This window comes from Megasphaera sp. SC8-1, from assembly GCF_024436295.1.
Classification (GTDB): Bacteria; Bacillota; Negativicutes; order Veillonellales; family Megasphaeraceae; genus Megasphaera; species Megasphaera elsdenii.
Map to the genome: position 1 here is coordinate 125,419 of NZ_JANFQH010000011.1, position 15,926 is coordinate 141,344.

Annotated in this window: 13 protein-coding genes; 12 read left to right on the forward strand and 1 reads right to left on the reverse strand. The window is 48.0% G+C overall.

Translation table 11 applies throughout. The features are described 5' to 3' along the window. Positions 1–226: 226 nt before the first annotated feature. The 9 genes from uxuA to NOS26_RS04235 all read left to right on the forward strand — a co-directional run bounded on the left by uxuA (position 227) and on the right by NOS26_RS04235 (position 10,101). Positions 227–1,306, forward strand: a complete 1,080-nt coding sequence (uxuA, locus tag NOS26_RS04195) for a mannonate dehydratase (protein WP_095340364.1) — start codon at positions 227–229, stop codon at positions 1,304–1,306. Positions 1,307–1,323: 17 nt separating this feature from the next. After that, on the forward strand, positions 1,324–2,928 hold the full coding sequence (locus NOS26_RS04200; protein WP_095340365.1) for a mannitol dehydrogenase family protein: 1,605 nt from the start codon (positions 1,324–1,326) through the stop codon (positions 2,926–2,928). Positions 2,929–2,972: 44 nt separating this feature from the next. Beyond that, positions 2,973–3,992 (forward strand): zinc-binding alcohol dehydrogenase family protein, encoded by a 1,020-nt coding sequence (locus tag NOS26_RS04205; RefSeq protein WP_204904155.1) that lies wholly within the window; start codon positions 2,973–2,975, stop codon positions 3,990–3,992. A gap of 49 nt (positions 3,993–4,041) precedes the next feature. Next, positions 4,042–5,379, forward strand: a complete 1,338-nt coding sequence (locus NOS26_RS04210; RefSeq protein ID WP_218831710.1) for an MFS transporter — start codon at positions 4,042–4,044, stop codon at positions 5,377–5,379. 83 nt (positions 5,380–5,462) lie between these two features. Beyond that, positions 5,463–6,404, forward strand: coding sequence for a sugar kinase (locus tag NOS26_RS04215; RefSeq protein WP_095340367.1), 942 nt, complete (start codon positions 5,463–5,465; stop codon positions 6,402–6,404). 3 nt (positions 6,405–6,407) lie between these two features. After that, positions 6,408–7,046: a bifunctional 2-keto-4-hydroxyglutarate aldolase/2-keto-3-deoxy-6-phosphogluconate aldolase gene (locus NOS26_RS04220; RefSeq protein WP_095340368.1), complete on the forward strand. Its 639-nt coding sequence runs from the start codon at positions 6,408–6,410 to the stop codon at positions 7,044–7,046. 484 nt (positions 7,047–7,530) lie between these two features. Next, complete coding sequence (tnpA, locus tag NOS26_RS04225) at positions 7,531–7,941, forward strand: IS200/IS605 family transposase (RefSeq protein ID WP_095340369.1); 411 nt, start codon at positions 7,531–7,533, stop codon at positions 7,939–7,941. A gap of 17 nt (positions 7,942–7,958) precedes the next feature. Further along, positions 7,959–9,266, forward strand: a complete 1,308-nt coding sequence (locus tag NOS26_RS04230) for an IS200/IS605 family accessory protein TnpB-related protein (RefSeq protein ID WP_095340370.1) — start codon at positions 7,959–7,961, stop codon at positions 9,264–9,266. Between the two features lie 145 nt (positions 9,267–9,411). Then, entirely contained in the window at positions 9,412–10,101 is a 690-nt protein-coding gene (locus tag NOS26_RS04235) for a GntR family transcriptional regulator (protein ID WP_027895783.1), read from the forward strand. A 91-nt stretch (positions 10,102–10,192) separates the two neighbouring features. On the opposite strand, the gene NOS26_RS04240 is transcribed toward NOS26_RS04235, so the two are convergent. Continuing rightward, on the reverse strand, positions 10,193–11,188 hold the full coding sequence (locus NOS26_RS04240) for a LacI family DNA-binding transcriptional regulator (protein WP_014015517.1): 996 nt from the start codon (positions 11,186–11,188) through the stop codon (positions 10,193–10,195). A gap of 354 nt (positions 11,189–11,542) precedes the next feature. On the opposite strand from NOS26_RS04240, the gene uxaC reads away from it, so the two are divergent. Genes uxaC through NOS26_RS04255 form a run of 3 tightly spaced genes read left to right on the forward strand, consistent with a single transcriptional unit; the run spans position 11,543 to position 15,919 of the window. Continuing rightward, a complete protein-coding gene (gene uxaC, locus NOS26_RS04245) occupies positions 11,543–12,952 on the forward strand; it encodes a glucuronate isomerase (RefSeq protein ID WP_014015518.1) in 1,410 nt (469 codons plus the stop codon). Positions 12,953–12,967: 15 nt separating this feature from the next. Then, positions 12,968–14,425 carry a tagaturonate reductase gene (locus NOS26_RS04250; protein ID WP_255917335.1) on the forward strand — a complete coding sequence of 486 codons (1,458 nt, stop codon included), beginning with the start codon at positions 12,968–12,970 and terminating at the stop codon, positions 14,423–14,425. A gap of 3 nt (positions 14,426–14,428) precedes the next feature. Beyond that, positions 14,429–15,919: a UxaA family hydrolase gene (locus NOS26_RS04255; RefSeq protein ID WP_014015520.1), complete on the forward strand. Its 1,491-nt coding sequence runs from the start codon at positions 14,429–14,431 to the stop codon at positions 15,917–15,919. The last annotated feature ends 7 nt before the right edge of the window (positions 15,920–15,926 follow it).

The following is a 15,926-nucleotide window of genomic DNA, read 5'->3' on the forward strand; positions in this document are numbered from 1 at the left end:
AATCGTAGGGGCCGCCCAAAGGGCGGCCCGCTTTTTTTTGGCTATTTTTATGCCTTTTATGCGCAAAAATCATGAATTTAATTTTTCTATTCCACTTATTCAAATCACACCCCTGTATCTTGCTTAACGGATACTAGTATGGTAGTATGTAACTGCGAAAAGAAATAAAAGAAACATCAATTAAATAAAATATTTTATAATTATTTTATAATTGGAGGATTGCCTTATGAGAATGACCTTCCGTTGGTACGGAGAAAAAGATGACAAAATTACCTTGCAGCAGATCGACCAGATTCCTGGCATGGACGGCATCGTCGGTGCTTTGTTCGATATTCCTGTCGGCGAAGTATGGCCCGTTGAACCGCTGTTGCATATCAAACAGCAGGCCGAAGCCCACAACCTGGTCTTTAAGGATTTAGAAAGCATCAACGTCCACGAAGACATTAAACTGGGCTTGCCGAGCCGCGATAAATATATCGAAAACTACATTACGTCCCTGCGCAATGCTGCGAAAGCCGGCATCCAGATGGTCTGCTACAATTTCATGCCCGTCTTCGACTGGACGCGTACGGATTTAGCAAAACCTCTTTATGATGGCTCGACGGTCCTGGCTTATGATTACCATCTCATCGCCAACAAGACGCCACAGGATATGGCCCGGGAAATCCTTGACAACAGCAACGGCTTCGCCCTCCCCGGGTGGGAACCGGAACGACTGAAAGAATTGTCACACTTGTTTGAACAGTATGAAGGCATGGATGAAGACGGCCTGCGCAAGAACCTGGAATATTTCCTGAAAGCCATCGTTCCTGTCGCTGAAGAAGTCGGCATCAAGATGGCTATTCACCCCGATGACCCGCCTATTTCCGTCTTTGGCCTGCCGCGCATCGTCAAGAACGAAGATGATCTCGATAAAATCGCAGCCATGGTTGACAGCCCGAGCAACGGTTTCACTATTTGCACCGGTTCTCTCGGCTCGAATCGTCAGAATGATATTCCCCATATCATCCGCAAATTCGGCAAGATGCAGCGCGTCAATTTCCTGCACATCCGCAACATCCAGGTCCATGAACCGTGGGTCTTCAACGAAGTGGCGCATAAATCGCAAATCGGCAATCTCGATATGTATGAAATCGTCAAAGCTGCCTACGATATCGGCTTCGATGGACCTATCCGTCCCGACCACGGCCGTATGATTTGGGGCGAAACAGGCCGCCCGGGCTATGGCCTCTACGACCGGGCCCTCGGAGCTAACTACATCTGTGGCTTATGGGATGCTATTAACCGCACGTGCGGTCAGTTATAAAAAAGGAGGAACTTACGATGTTGCATTTGAATCGGCAAAGCTTGAAAGAGAATAGTGCTGAATGGGAAAAAGCCGGTATTACTCTTTATTCTTACGATGATAAAGCGGTACAGAAAGCTACCCAGCAGACTCCACAGTGGGTACATTTTGGTGGCGGCAATATTTTCCGCGCCTTTATTGCAGCTCTCCAACAGCAGCTGTTAAATAAAGGACTGGCCAAGACCGGCATCATCACGGTCGAAACGTATGACGAAGAAGTCATCGAAAAAGTCTACCGTCCCTTCGATAACTTGAGCCTGGCCGTTACCATGTATGCCGATGGCCGTTTTGAAAAAGAAGTCATCGGTTCGGTTGTGGAATCTGTCGTCTGCCGGCCCGATTTCAAGGCAGACTGGCAGCGCCTGAAAGCTATCTTTACCAATCCTTCCTTACAGGTTGCCAGCTTCACGATTACTGAAAAAGGCTATAAATTGAAGGATTATGCAGGCAACTTCTTCCCGGCTGTGGCCGAAGACATGAAGAAGGGACCGGAACAGGCGACTAGTTCCATGGGCTGCATCGCTGCCCTGGCCTATGCCCGCTATCAGGCAGGCGCCTATCCCTTCGCCTTTTTGAGCCTCGACAACTGCTCTCACAATGGCGACAAAATCAAAGAAGCCGTCTTGACCTTTGCTGATGAATGGGCAGCCAATGGCGTTGCTGACAAAGGCTTCGTCGATTATGTCAATGATCCGCAGAAAGTCACTTTCCCGTGGAGCATGATCGATAAAATTACGCCGCGGTCTTCGGAAAAAGTCCAGCATTATCTCAAAGACCTGGGCTTTGGCGATACGGAACTGATTCATACGGAAAAAGGAACCTATGCCGCCTTCGTCAATGCTGAAAACGCACAGTATCTTGTCATTGAAGATACCTTCCCCAATGGCCGTCCGGCACTGGAACAGGCTGGTGTCATCTTTACCGACCGCGATACTGTCGATAGAGTCGAACGTATGAAAGTCTGCACCTGCCTCAACCCCTTGCATACGGCTATGGCCGTATACGGCTGCTTGTTAGGTTATACGCTGATTGCAGATGAAATGAAAGACTTGCAGATCAAGGGACTCATCGAAAAAATCGGTTATCAAGAAGGCTTGCCCGTCGTAACGAATCCGGGCGTCCTCAATCCGAAAGACTTCATTCAAGAAGTCCTCGAACAGCGTCTGACCAATGGCAATCTGCCTGATACGCCTCAGCGTATTGCTTCGGATACATCACAGAAAGTCGGTATCCGCTTTGGCGAAACCATCAAAGCTTATGGCGATAAAGCTAAAGATTTGGAATATATCCCCTTAGCCATTGCTGGTTGGTGCCGCTATTTACTGGCTGTCGATGACGAAGGCAAACCCTTTGAACTGAGCCCGGACCCCTTGCTGAAAGATTTACAGGCTGCCTTAGAAGGCGTTACTCTGGGAAATCTTGATTCGGCTAAAGGCAAATTGAAATCCATCTTATCCAATAAAGATATATTTGGAAGCAATCTGTATGAAGTCGGCTTGGGCGAAAAAATCGAAGGGTATTTCGATGAACTCATTGCTGGTCCTCATGCTGTGCGGAATACATTGGTTAAGTACGTGAAATAAATTGGGTCTTCACCTAGACTTATATAATTTTTTAGGAGGAATGTATGATGAAAGCCGTTGTTGTAGAAAAACCAGAAAAGATTACTGTTGTCGAACGAGCTATACCTGAAATTACGGATAACCAAGTTTTGCTAAAAGTTAAAGCTGCTGGGATTTGTGGTTCTGATGTAGGAATTTACCATGGGAAAAATGCTTTTGCTACCTATCCTCGTGTCGTCGGACATGAATTTGTCGGTGAAGTCGTTAAGGTTGGCAGTAAAGTAACGAACGCATCCGTAGGAGATCACATTGCTGTAGATCCCGTTGTTTCTTGCGGCCATTGCTATGCTTGCAACATTAATCGACATAATGTTTGCAAATCTTTACAAGTTATGGGTGTACATCGTGATGGGGGCTATCAGGAATACGTAGCTGTTGATCAGGAACAATTGAATCAGCTGCCTAAAGATATCCCTTGGGAAATTGCAGCAACGGTAGAACCGTATTCCATTGGGGCACAAGTAGCACATAGAGGTCGTTTGACGGGAGATGATACCGTTCTCATCTGCGGTGCAGGACCTATTGGCTTGATTATTTTGCAAGTCGCTAAAATGAAAGGCGCTAAAGTTGCTATCTTGGATATCGTTGAAAGCCGTTTAGAAGATGCAAAGAAAATGGGCGCGGATATGGTAGTCAATGGTAAAGAAACTGATATTGTAGATGCCATGAAAGAATTCACGAATGGCGAAGGGTTTAACTTGATTTATGAAGCTACAGGAAATGTTAATATTCTTCAGACTTGTATTCAGAAACTGCCCAGCCAGGCTGGCCGTATTGTTGTATTAGGCTTCTCTACTGTTGAATTCCCACTTCGGCAAGTGGATATCATGAGTAAAGAATTAGAAATTATTGGCACACGTCTTAATAATCATCGCTTCCCGGAAGTTATCAGCTGGTTTAAGGATAAAAAAGTTGATCCTAAATCTATTGTTACTAATACCTTCCATTTCACGGAAGCCGATAAAGCTTTTAAATATAATGACGAAAACCCTGACAAGGTTTTGAAGATTGTACTTACTTTTTAAGTCTTTAGACATACTAGTATGTTAGTATTCTAGAAAGGCGGGGTGCCAAGTGAGCCAAACTAATTCTTATCAAATTGAAACTAAGGAAATGATAAAAGTCGCAGCCAGTGGATGGTTGGGAACGGCTATGGAATTTATGGATTTCCAGCTATATTCTTTAGCAGCAGCCATTGTCTTTAATGAAATCTTTTTCCCGAATACTGATCCATCAATGGGGTTAATCATGGCCATGGGGACTTATGGTGCTGGGTATGTAGCTCGACTAGTTGGTGCATTTATCTTCGGACATATCGGGGATAAAATGGGACGTCGGACGGTCTTGTTTGTTACGATTACTTTAATGGGGTTAGCCTCAACGATGATTGGCTTCTTACCGACGTATCAAGAAGTTGGCGTTTTAGCACCTATTGGCTTGGTCATTTTACGTATTGTCCAAGGGTTGGGCGCAGGCGCTGAAATTAGTGGTGCTGGTGTTATGGTAACTGAGTTCTGTGAAAGGAAAAATCGAGGCCTTATCGCTAGTTTGGTTTGCTTAGGTACATCGTCGGGTACTTTATGTGCTAATTTAATTTGGACCATTATTTTGACTATGATGGATAAACAGGAAGTTATTGCTTGGGGCTGGAGAATTCCGTTCTATGCGTCCTTTGTAGTCATGATTGCGGCTATTTTAATTCGGATGTTTGTTAAAGAAAGCCCCGTTATGGCCGCTAAAAAGAAATTGTTGGAAGAAGAACGCGAAAAACAACTTGCTGGAGATATTCCGACGAAAGTACAGAAGAAAGGCAAGAAGAGCTTTATCGTTGCTTTGGCCTTGCGTTTTGGTCAGGCCGGCAATAGTGGTCTTATGCAGACTTATTTGGCTGGTTTTATTGTTACTGTATTGGCAATGCAGAAAACGGTTGCAACAGAAGCGAATATCATTTCTTCTTTTGTTTCGTTTTTGACGATACCTTTTGTGGGATGGCTTGGCGATAAGATTGGTCGTCGCAAAATGTATATGATTTTGTCGTTAGCTACGGCTATCTATGCAGTTCCTATGATGCTGCTGTTTGAAACGAAGGACCCTGTTGTTTTAACGATTGCCATGGTTATTGGATTGAATGTAGGCGTACAAGGGTTATTTGCTTTAGAAAATGTTACGATGGCTGAATTGTTTGGTGCCCGTCATCGTGTTACGGCCGTATCCTTGGCAAAAGAAATTGCTGGATTAGTTGCTACCGGTTTCGGCCCTATCATTGCCGCTGCTGCTGTTGCTGCCACGATGGGCAGCTGGATTCCTTTGGCTATCATGATTATTGTTTTCTCTCTCTCTAGTTTCTTTGGAGCCTATGTTTCTGAAGATACGACTGGCCGGGATCTCAATGAATTGGATGATGCTATGTAGTTTATGAATGGAAAAATAAATGGGTATGATGCGATGGCGTTATACTCATTTGTTTTATTCACAACGAAATGAGGATGCTTACTATGAAAAAAGTGCTTACTATCGGCGAAGCTATGGGTTTGCTGATTGCTGAAGAAATGGGACCGCTGGAAGAGGTGGAACACTTTTCCCGCCATGTCTGCGGAGCCGAATTGAATTATGCCGTCGGCATGGCTCGCCTGGGCAATGACGTGTCATACATTTCCAAGGTCGGCGTCGATCCCTTTGGGAAGTGTATCTGCAACTTCCTTAAGGCCAATGGCATCCACGACGACTACGTCTGGACTGATGATGACCACATGACAGGTTTCCAGATGAAGGAAAAAGTCCGAGAAGGGGACCCGACGGTCGCTAATATCCGCAAGCATACGGCCTTTTCCCACTTTCAGCCGGCCGACCTTTCCAGTATTGACTGGACCGGCGTCGACCACCTGCATGTCACGGGGATTCCCCTGGCCTTGTCGGAATCGTGCCGGGAAACGATTTATACGTTGATGATGCGGGCCCATGGCAAGGGCGTGCGTATTTCCTTCGACCCCAATCTGCGGCCTATGCTCTGGAAATCCCAGGAAATCATGGCCCGCGTCATCAACGACGCCGCCCAGTATGCTGACATCGTCATGCCTGGCCTCAATGAAGGCCGGATCCTGACGGGGATGGATAATGAAAAAGACATTGCCGGTTACTACTTGCAGCGCGGCGTCCAGACCGTCGTCATCAAGATGGGCGGCAGCCACGGGACGTATATCCGCACGGCTGACGGTCAGGAATACCACGTACCCAGTTATCATGTCGACCACATCGTTGATACGGTCGGTGCCGGTGACGGCTTTGCCGTTGGCTTTACCAGCGCTATCCTCGATGGATTGAACCTGGAAGACGCTGCCCGCCGCGGTGCTGCTATCGGGGCTATGGCCATTCAGGTCGCCGGCGATAACGAAGGATTGCCGACAAGAACCCAGTTAGAAGAATTCCAAAGGAGATAAATTATGGATAAATTAGATGTTGTTAAGAAAATTCAGGATATGGGCGTCGTTTCTGTCGTCCGCGGCAACAGCCCGGAAGAAGCGATGATGATGTCCGAAGCCTGCATTAAAGGCGGTGTTACGGCCATTGAACTGGCTTTCACGACGCCGCGGGCTCATGAAGTCATCGAAGCCCTTTCCAAGAAGTACGCCGACAACCCGGATGTTATCATCGGTGCCGGCACGGTCCTCGATGCTATTACGGCCCGCATTGCCATCCTCGCCGGTGCCAAGTTCATCGTGTCGCCAGCGCTGGATGTAGAAACTATCAAGCTCTGCAATCGCTACCGCGTCGCCGTCATGCCGGGGACAACGACCCTTAATGGCGTCATTACGGCTCTGGAATACGGTGCTGACGTCGTCAAAATCTTCCCCGGGGAAATCCTGGGCATGAAAGCCATCAAGGCCATCCACGGTCCCCTGCCGCAGGCTCCGCTCATGCCGACAGGCGGCGTCAACGTCGAAAATGCCGGTGATTGGATTAAAGCCGGCTGCGTTGCCGTCGGTGCCGGCGGTGCCCTCACTGGTGGCGGCAAGACAGCCGATGAAATTACGGCTACAGCTAAGAAATTCATCGCCGCCGTCCAGGCTGCCCGAAAATAAAAGTTTGATGTATGATGTTTGATGAAAGGTTCTCATGATAGGGGAGATGGCCGCCAAGGGAAGGCTGAGAGGTTGCTTTTATAAAGGGACTGGCGCACGAAGGGATATGCCATCATGCGCCAGTCTTTTTTTATAGTGTGTAGTTTTTTATTGGTTTACCAGTTCACCTAAATGGTTTACATTACATGATATTTGAGATAAAAAAGATAGTTATTAAGCTAATTACACATATGTAAATCTAAATAAACTAATTTACTAATGCTGGAATCAGTGTTTTTTTCTTCTGAAAATATACGATTTGCGCCTATTTTATAATAAGATGAATTTGAGAAAAAAGGTATTGATGAAGTGTCGCCGCACACTCGTGACTTTAGTCATGAGTTAGGCGACACATAGCATATGTCATTGTAAAATTGCAAATAAAACCTTTAAATAATTGAGTTTTCCTCCTGCATATGTTATTATATGTGCAGGAGGTGAGAATATGACAATAGAAACCCATCATGGTCGAGGATATGTCTATTGTTTACACTACCATATCGTTTGGTGTGTGAAGTACAGACATAAGGTACTGACACCAGAAATTGTCGAAGACCTTGTTCAGATACTAGAAAAAATAGCCAATGACAATGACTTCGAAATTTTGGAACTCAACACAGATACAGACCATGTACATATTCTCATAGACTGTTCCCCGCAGCACTTCATCCCAGACATAATGAAAGCTATTAAAGGCGTGTCTGCTCGACTGCTTATGAAAAAGCACGGTGATACGCTCAGAAAGAAGCTCCGGGGAGGGCATTTGTGGAACCCGTCTTATTTTATAACGACTGTTTCTGAGAACACAGAAGCACAAGTTAGGGAATACATCAAATCTCAAGGAAAAAAGGATTAAGAAAGGAGGGCTTGGCGATGAAGATAATGACTACTTACAAAACCAAAATCAGAGATTCGCATAGTGCATTAGCTAACACCGTGGGAATCTATCGTCAAGCTGTAGACTTTCTTATTGGTGTGGCTTTAGAAGAATGGAATGCCCTCAAAGAAATCGAACGCTCTCTCGAAAAACAGAGGGCGATTGAGTGCGTAATTCATCATACTAAATCGAATCCTTGCCCAAAATACGATTTCGATTCCAGATTTGGCAAATTCCCAAGTTATCTTCGCCGTGCGGCTATCACCGAGGCTGTAGGCAAGGTGTCCTCCTACAAAAGCAACTATGCTAACTGGGAAGAAAATCCGCAAGGTAAAGAACCTGGGATTCCAGTTGCAGGGTATATCTACCCCGCTATGTATCGAGACAACTGCTTTGTTCGTACTGGCACATATACAGCCAGACTAAAAGTCTGGATTCGAAATACTTGGGATTGGCTGGATGTGCAGCTTCGTAAATCTGACGTTGACTATATCCAACGTCATTGTGCAACCCGCAAGGAGTGCGTACCGACTCTTCGTAGACGGGGGAAGAACTGGTATTTGGATTTTACCTTCGAGGAAAATGTTAAACTCGAAGACAAACCCATTGACCGTCAAATTATCATCGGAGTAGACCTTGGCATCAACAATGCTTGTACTTGTTCCGCTATGTTATCAGATGGTACTGTCATCGGCAGGAAGATTCTTTCCCTGCCGAGAGAAAAAGACTCTCTGGGGCATAAGCTGAACAAAATCAAGAAGGCACAGCAGCAGGGTGCGAGGAAAATGCCGAGGTTATGGGCAAAGGCAAAAGGCGTAAACCTTGACATTGCCCATAAGACGGCTCAGTTCATCGCTGATGTAGCTAGGCTCTATTCCGCTGACGTCATTGTATTTGAACATCTCGACACTCAGGGTAAGAAGCGAGGCTCGAAGAAGCAGAGACTCCATCATTGGCGGGCACAAGCTGTGCAGCGTATCGTTGCCGACAAAGCCCACCGTGATGGGGTTCGCGTCCGTCGTGTTTGTGCATGGAATACATCAAAACTTGCTTTCGACGGTTCTGGTGAGGTCGAGCGAGACGAACACAATTATTCGATGTGTACTTTCAAAACTGGCAAAAGGTATCATTGTGACCTGTCTGCCAGTTATAACATTGGTGCTCGGTATTTTATTCGAGAAATCCTAAAATCCTTGCCTGCGAAGGCAAGGTTGGGCATTGAGGCAAAAGTTCCTCAATGTACTAAGAGAACCACCTGCACCTTGTCTACGTTACTTAGTCTGAATGCGGAGCTTGTGGCGTAATGCCATCAAGTTATCTGAGTTCAGTGCCTTATCGTAGAAAGACAGTCCGCTGTCCTAAAGACAGCATGACACGAACTTAATCGTGTCGTTGGAAGCACCCGACTTTAGTCGGGTGAGGGTTCACTTTCAGAATGATGGAGTTGTTATGGAGAATTTAGAATTGTTTGAAAAAGCACCGAATGAAACGGTGCGGGAATATGCTTATCGCGTGTTGTACGAAAATATTATGTCTTTAAAGCTTCCGCCGGGTACGGCTATGTCGGAACAAGAGTTGTCAGGCATACTGAATGTCAGCCGGACGCCGGTACGGGAAGCCTTTATCCGTTTGTCACAGAAGGGGCTGCTCGAAATTTTACCGCAGCGCGGGACCTTCGTGTCCAAGATTCACACGGAACAGCTGGCAGAGTTCCGCTTTTTCCGGGTTACCTTGGAACGGGCCATTATAGAATTGGCCTGTCAGGCTTTTCCGGATCCGTGGCGGACGAAACTAGAATTTTGCATTTTCGAGCAGGGGAAATTCATTACCTCGAAAGATGCAGAAAACTTTTTCAAGAGTGACAATACGTTGCACTCCCTGCTCTATGAAGGTTGCGGCAAGCCCCATATCTGGCAGATCGTCCAGGAATCAAACCTGGATTATGCTCGGGCCCGCGTCCTCAACGTCAGCGATGCCGCTGAGCAGATGAACCTTCTTTATGAACAGCATAAAGGCATTGTCGGAGCCATCTTTGCCGGCAATACCGAAATGGCGCAACGCATCATGACCGAACACATCAATAAGGTCATGGGCGACGTAGAAGTATTGAAAAAAGAATATCCAGAGTATTTCCAGTAAAGATAGTTTGTAGTACAGAGTTCACTAAAAACTACAAACTGCAAACTTAGTACTCAAAAAGGGCTTGTCGCATACGCGACAAGCCCTTTTCTCACCTCCTGAAACTTTCCCGTTCTACGAGGTCGGCACTAAATTCGGTGCGGACTGGGACGGAATCCGGTTCTTTTCCGGTCAGTTCGGTGACGATATGGACGGCGGCATTGCACAGACTGGTCAGTTTGTTGTCCAGGCTGGTAATGGTCGGCGTGGCGCATTGGGCCAGGATGGAGTTATTGCAGCCGATGACCGGGATGGTTTTGCCGTGGCGCAAAGCGGCCCGTTGGGCACCGATGGCGAAGATATCTTCTGAGGTGACGATGGCATCGAATGAGATGCCGCCTGCGACCAAGCGGTCGATGAGCACTTCTGTGTCATCCAGGGTACGTGGTATTTGCTGGATGAGTTCCGGCTTTTCCGTTAAGTTCAAATCCCGGATTCCCTGCCGGAAACCGTCGAGCTTATGGCGGCCGCTGTAGGTGAGGGAGTCGTAGATATAGAGGATGTCGTGGCAGTTTTTGGCAGCCAAGGCAGTAACGATCATTTTCATGCCTTCTTTTTCGTTACAGACGACGCTGTACATGTTGGGCTGATGGTAGTCGCTGTTGATGGTGATGACGGGAATCTGCCGGGCCGTGTCGCAGAGGAGACGGACGTCGGTTTCAGATGAAAAAGGCGTGCCAATAGTGATGATGGCATCGACGTGTTTATCGGCCATGTCAGAGATGTATTTCCCGTTATGGCCCGTATCGCTGCCTGTATTGGAAAGCATGACATCGAAATGGTGTTTCCGCAGGCCGTCTTCCAGCAAGGATACGGCATGGGCATAGAAAATATCGGCCACATCGGTGCAAATGACGCCGACGATTTTCATGGAATCGAGGCCTAAGCCCCGGGCGAAGGGATTGGGCTTGTAACCCATTTCCTTCATAACTTGAAGGACTTTTGCCCGTGTCTTTTCGCTGACCCGTGTGCTGCCGTTGAGGACGCGAGAGACGGTGGCAATGGATACATTGCACTTCTGGGCGATGTCGTAAATGGTGATGTTCATAGCAATCGTTCCTCTTTGTGTAAAAAATCTGTGTTGCTTACATTATAGCATACTTTTTTTCTGGATAAATGAGAAATCGCCACGATTTAAATGTAAGCGCTTAACCATTTGGAATAGAAAAATAGCAATATCTAGGCACGAAAGGAATAGGAAGGTAAATTTTTAATTCATATTTATGAGCTAAAAGCATGAAAAACGGCTAATTTTTCAAAATTAATACATAAAAATCATATCATGTTGACACTTGAAACATGACATGGTATTCTTTCGGTAAAGATAAGTGTAAGAGCTTACAATAAAAGTTGAGAATGACCGATGATATAACGGCCTTATATTTAGGAGGAGACGGACAAAATGAAACAATTCATGGACAAAGACTTCTTATTGGATACGGCGACAGCCAAGCATTTATTCCACGACTATGCAGAACATATGCCGATTATTGACTACCATTGCCATATTTCCCCGCAGGAAATCGCAGAAGATCACCACTTCCGCAGCATTACTGAAGTATGGCTCGGCGGTGACCATTATAAATGGCGCCTCATCCGTTCCAATGGGACACCGGAAGAAAAAGTTACCGGTACAGAATCGACAGACCTGGAAAAATTCGTCGAATATGCGAAAGCTCTTCCAAGAGCTATTGGCAATCCGCTCTATCATTGGAGTCATTTGGAATTGCAGCGCTATTTCGGCATTACCGAACCGTTGAGCGAAAAGAATGCTGAAGATATCTTCAATCGCTGCAACGCCAAGCTGCAGGAAAAAGATATGGGCGTCCAGGGCTTGATTAAACAGTCCAACGTCAAAGTCATCTGCACGACAGACGACCCGGCAGACGACCTGAAATGGCACCAGAAATTGAAGGATGAAAATACGTGCAGTGCCAAAGTCTATCCGGCTATGCGCCCGGACAAGCTGATGAACGTCGATAAAGCTGGGTATGCCGATTATATGGCCCGCCTCGGTCAGGCTGCGGGTGTTGAAATCAAGACCTTTGCCGATATCCGCAAAGCCATGGATAAGCGCATCGCCTTCTTTGAAGAAATGGGCTGCCGGGCTACGGACCATGCCCTGGAATATGTTTTCTGCCGTGAAGCCGATGAACAGACGGTCGATGCCATCATTGCCAAAGCTTTGAAGGGCGAAAGCATCAGCAAAGAAGAAACAGAAGCTTATAAGACGGCTGTCCTCACCTACCTGGCCGGTGAATATTACAAACGCGGCTGGGTCATGCAGCTTCACTTCGCCACCTTGCGCGACCTCAATTCGGAAATGTACCGCAAATTAGGGCCGGATACGGGTTTTGACAGCATCGCCGAAGGCAACTGCTGCAAAGGCCTCATCGCTTTCCTGGACCATCTTAACGAACTCCATATCCTGCCTAAGACGGTTCTCTACTCCGGGACGCCGAACGATAACGCCATGATCGGTACCATTATCGGCGCTTTCCAGGGCCCTGAAGCCCGCGGCAAGATCCAGCAGGGCGCTGCCTGGTGGTTCAACGATACGAAACAGGGCATGATTGACCAGATGACCAGCATTGCCAACTTGTCCGTCTTCGGCAACATCCTGGGGATGCTGACCGATTCCCGTTCGTTCCTGTCCTATGCCCGCCATGAATATTATCGCCGTATCCTCTGCAACTGGATCGGTAATTTGGTAGAAAATGGCGAATATCCGAATGATGAAGAGGCACTTCGCCAGCTCGTCGAAGATATTTGCTATAACAACGTGGCTAATTACTTCCAGTTTCAGATGTAAACGGAGGTGTAAACGATGAAAAATGTAAGTGAACTTTATCAAAAAACGCAGCATCCCGTGCGTATCCTGCAGTTCGGTGAAGGCAACTTCCTGCGTGCCTTCGTCGACTACGCCGTCGATGTAGCCAATGAAGAAAACGGTTTTGACGGCAGCGTAGCTGTCATCATGCCTCGTTCGGGCAAGACGGACCGCTTCTCCAAGCAGGATGACATTTACACGGTCTGCCTGCGCGGTCAGCAGGACGGCAAAGTTTACAAAGAAAACCGCGTCGTCACTTCCGTCAAGACCGTCATCAGCGCCTGCGATGAATACGACGCCTTCATGGCTCTGGCCCATGAAGATTCGCTGGAATTCGTTGTCTCCAATACGACGGAAGCCGGCATCACGTTTGATGAAAAGGATGCCTTTACGGACTGCCCGCCGACGACTTTCCCGGCGAAACTGACGAAATTCCTCTATGAACGCTATACTTTCTATAAAGGCGCAGCCGACAAAGGCCTGACCATGCTGCCGACAGAACTGAACGACAACAACGGCAAGCTCCTCAGAGACTGTGTAAACCAATATGTAAACACGTGGAAATTGAACGAAGGCTTCAAGATCTGGCTGGACCAGCACTGCTCTTTCGTCGATACCCTCGTCGACCGCATTGTCGTCGGCTATCCGAAAGACTCGATCGACGCCCTGCAGGCAGAACTCGGCTATGAAGACAACCTGCTTGACCAGGCTGAACCGTTCTCCCTCTGGGTCATCGGTGCCCCTGCCCTGGCTTCGCGCCTGCCCTTAAACTCAAGTAAATTCAATGTCGAATTTACGGACAGCATCCAGGCCTTCAAGGAACAGAAAGTCCGCATCCTCAACGGCGCTCATACGTCGATGGTCCTCGGTGCCTATCTGGCCGGCCTCGACTATGTCGGCCAGTGCATGGAAGACCCGATTATCCGCAAATCCCTGGACCAGACGGTCTTCGATGAAATCGTACCGACCGTCCATCTGCCGAAAGAAAAGGCCGTCGCCTTTGCCAAGGCCGTCTATGAACGTTTTGAAAATCCCTTTGTCAAGCACGCCTTGCTTGCCATTTCCTTGAATTCTATTTCTAAATGGAAAGCCCGCGTCCTGCCGACCTTTAAGGACAGTCTGGCAGCGACGGGGAAACTGCCGAAATGGCTGACCTATTCCTTTGCGGCTTTTCTGGCCTTCTATCGGACGACCCAGGCCGGAGAACATTGCCTCATCGGCTCGCGTCCGGGCAATACTTATGAAATCCATGATGATGAAGACAAACTGGCCTTTGTCAAAGAACAGGCCGGCAAGGGCACGGCTGATTACGTCAAGGCTATTATGGTACGCAGTGACTGGTGGGGTGAAGACCTGTCGGCTATCGACGGTTTTGCCGATGCCGTTACGGCTCATTTGGACCGCATGGCTGAAATCGGCGTCAAGGCCCATATTGCCGAATTGACAAAGGAGTAAACGATGAACGTATTCCAAATCCACCCTCATGATAATGTCGCCGTAGCTGTCGACGCCGTTGCCCAAGGCAGCGTCGTCACGGCAGGCGGCAAGACCTTTACGGTCTGCCAGGATATCCCGGCCGGGCATAAAGTGGCTTTGCAGCCCATTGCCAAAGGCGAAGACGTCATCAAGTACGGCTTCCCCATCGGGACGGCCAAAGTGGATATTCCTGTCGGCGCCTGGGTCCACACGCAGAATGTCCAAAGTAAACTCGGTGATTTACTTCACTATACCTACGAACCGGAAAAGGCGGATCGCTCTCCCTGGAAATGTGAAAAAAAATACGAATTTTTCGGCTATAAGAGGACAGATGGCAGTGCCGGCATCCGCAACGAAGTCTGGATCATCCCGACCGTCGGTTGTGTCAACAACATTGCCCGGGCCATTGAAACGGCTTCGCAAAACTATAAAACAGAAAATATCGATGGAATCTATGCCTATAGTCATCCCCACGGCTGCTCGCAATTAGGCGATGACCAGGTCCATACACAAAAGATACTAAGTGGCTTGATTCACAATCCCAATGCCGGCGCCGTCCTGGTCCTGAGCCTGGGCTGTGAAAACAACCAGGTCAGCTTGATGAAAGACGTCATCGGCGATTATGATCCGGACCGGGTCAAATTCCTGGTCTGCCAGGATGTGGAAGATGAAATCGAAGCCGGGACGGCCATTGTCAAGGAACTTTGCGCCTATGCCAGCCAGTTCCATCGCCAGCCCTGCGACGCTTCGCTGCTGACGATTGGCCTGAAGTGCGGCGGTTCCGATGGTTTTTCAGGCATTACCGCCAATCCCCTGGTCGGAGAGATTTCCAACCGCCTCATCGCAGCCGGCGGCACGTCGATTTTGACGGAAGTGCCGGAAATGTTCGGAGCCGAAACGCTGCTCATGAACCGGGCCCGCAACCAGGAAGTCTTTGATAAGACGGTGGGCCTCATCAATCACTTCAAAGAATATTTCATGAGTTACGGCGAAAAAATCAATGAAAATCCATCGCCAGGCAATAAGGCCGGCGGTATCACGACATTGGAAGATAAGTCCCTGGGCTGTGTTCAGAAAGGTGGCCGGGCTCTCGTCGAAGATGTCCTGGCCTATGGCGACAGGGCAACGAAGAAAGGCCTCAACCTGCTGCAGGCACCGGGGAACGATTTAGTCGCCTCCAATGCCTTAGCCGCTGCCGGAGCCCATATGGTACTGTTTACGACGGGACGGGGCACGCCGTTTGCCTGCCCGGTACCGACGATCAAGATTTCCAGCAATAGCCACCTGGCCGGATTCAAGCGGAATTGGATCGATTTCAACGCCGGGACCATTGCTGAAGGGGAATCGCGGGAAGCCGCAGCGGACCGCCTTTTCCAATATATCCTTGACGTAGCGTCAGGTCGTGTCCATGCGAAATCGGAAGCCTTGGACAAGCACGAACTGGCTATATTTAAAAACGGAGTTACTTTATAAGGAGGGA

Coding starts and splice junctions, on each gene's coding strand:
- uxuA (WP_095340364.1), top strand. CDS start 227: ATGAGAATGACCTTCCGTTGGTACGGAGAAAAAGATGACAAAATTACC.
- NOS26_RS04255 (WP_014015520.1), top strand. CDS start 14,429: ATGAACGTATTCCAAATCCACCCTCATGATAATGTCGCCGTAGCTGTC.
- NOS26_RS04235 (WP_027895783.1), top strand. CDS start 9,412: ATGGAGAATTTAGAATTGTTTGAAAAAGCACCGAATGAAACGGTGCGG.
- NOS26_RS04200 (WP_095340365.1), top strand. CDS start 1,324: ATGTTGCATTTGAATCGGCAAAGCTTGAAAGAGAATAGTGCTGAATGG.
- NOS26_RS04220 (WP_095340368.1), top strand. CDS start 6,408: ATGGATAAATTAGATGTTGTTAAGAAAATTCAGGATATGGGCGTCGTT.
- tnpA (WP_095340369.1), top strand. CDS start 7,531: ATGACAATAGAAACCCATCATGGTCGAGGATATGTCTATTGTTTACAC.
- NOS26_RS04215 (WP_095340367.1), top strand. CDS start 5,463: ATGAAAAAAGTGCTTACTATCGGCGAAGCTATGGGTTTGCTGATTGCT.
- NOS26_RS04250 (WP_255917335.1), top strand. CDS start 12,968: ATGAAAAATGTAAGTGAACTTTATCAAAAAACGCAGCATCCCGTGCGT.
- NOS26_RS04205 (WP_204904155.1), top strand. CDS start 2,973: ATGATGAAAGCCGTTGTTGTAGAAAAACCAGAAAAGATTACTGTTGTC.
- NOS26_RS04240 (WP_014015517.1), bottom strand. CDS start 11,188: ATGAACATCACCATTTACGACATCGCCCAGAAGTGCAATGTATCCATT.
- uxaC (WP_014015518.1), top strand. CDS start 11,543: ATGAAACAATTCATGGACAAAGACTTCTTATTGGATACGGCGACAGCC.
- NOS26_RS04230 (WP_095340370.1), top strand. CDS start 7,959: ATGAAGATAATGACTACTTACAAAACCAAAATCAGAGATTCGCATAGT.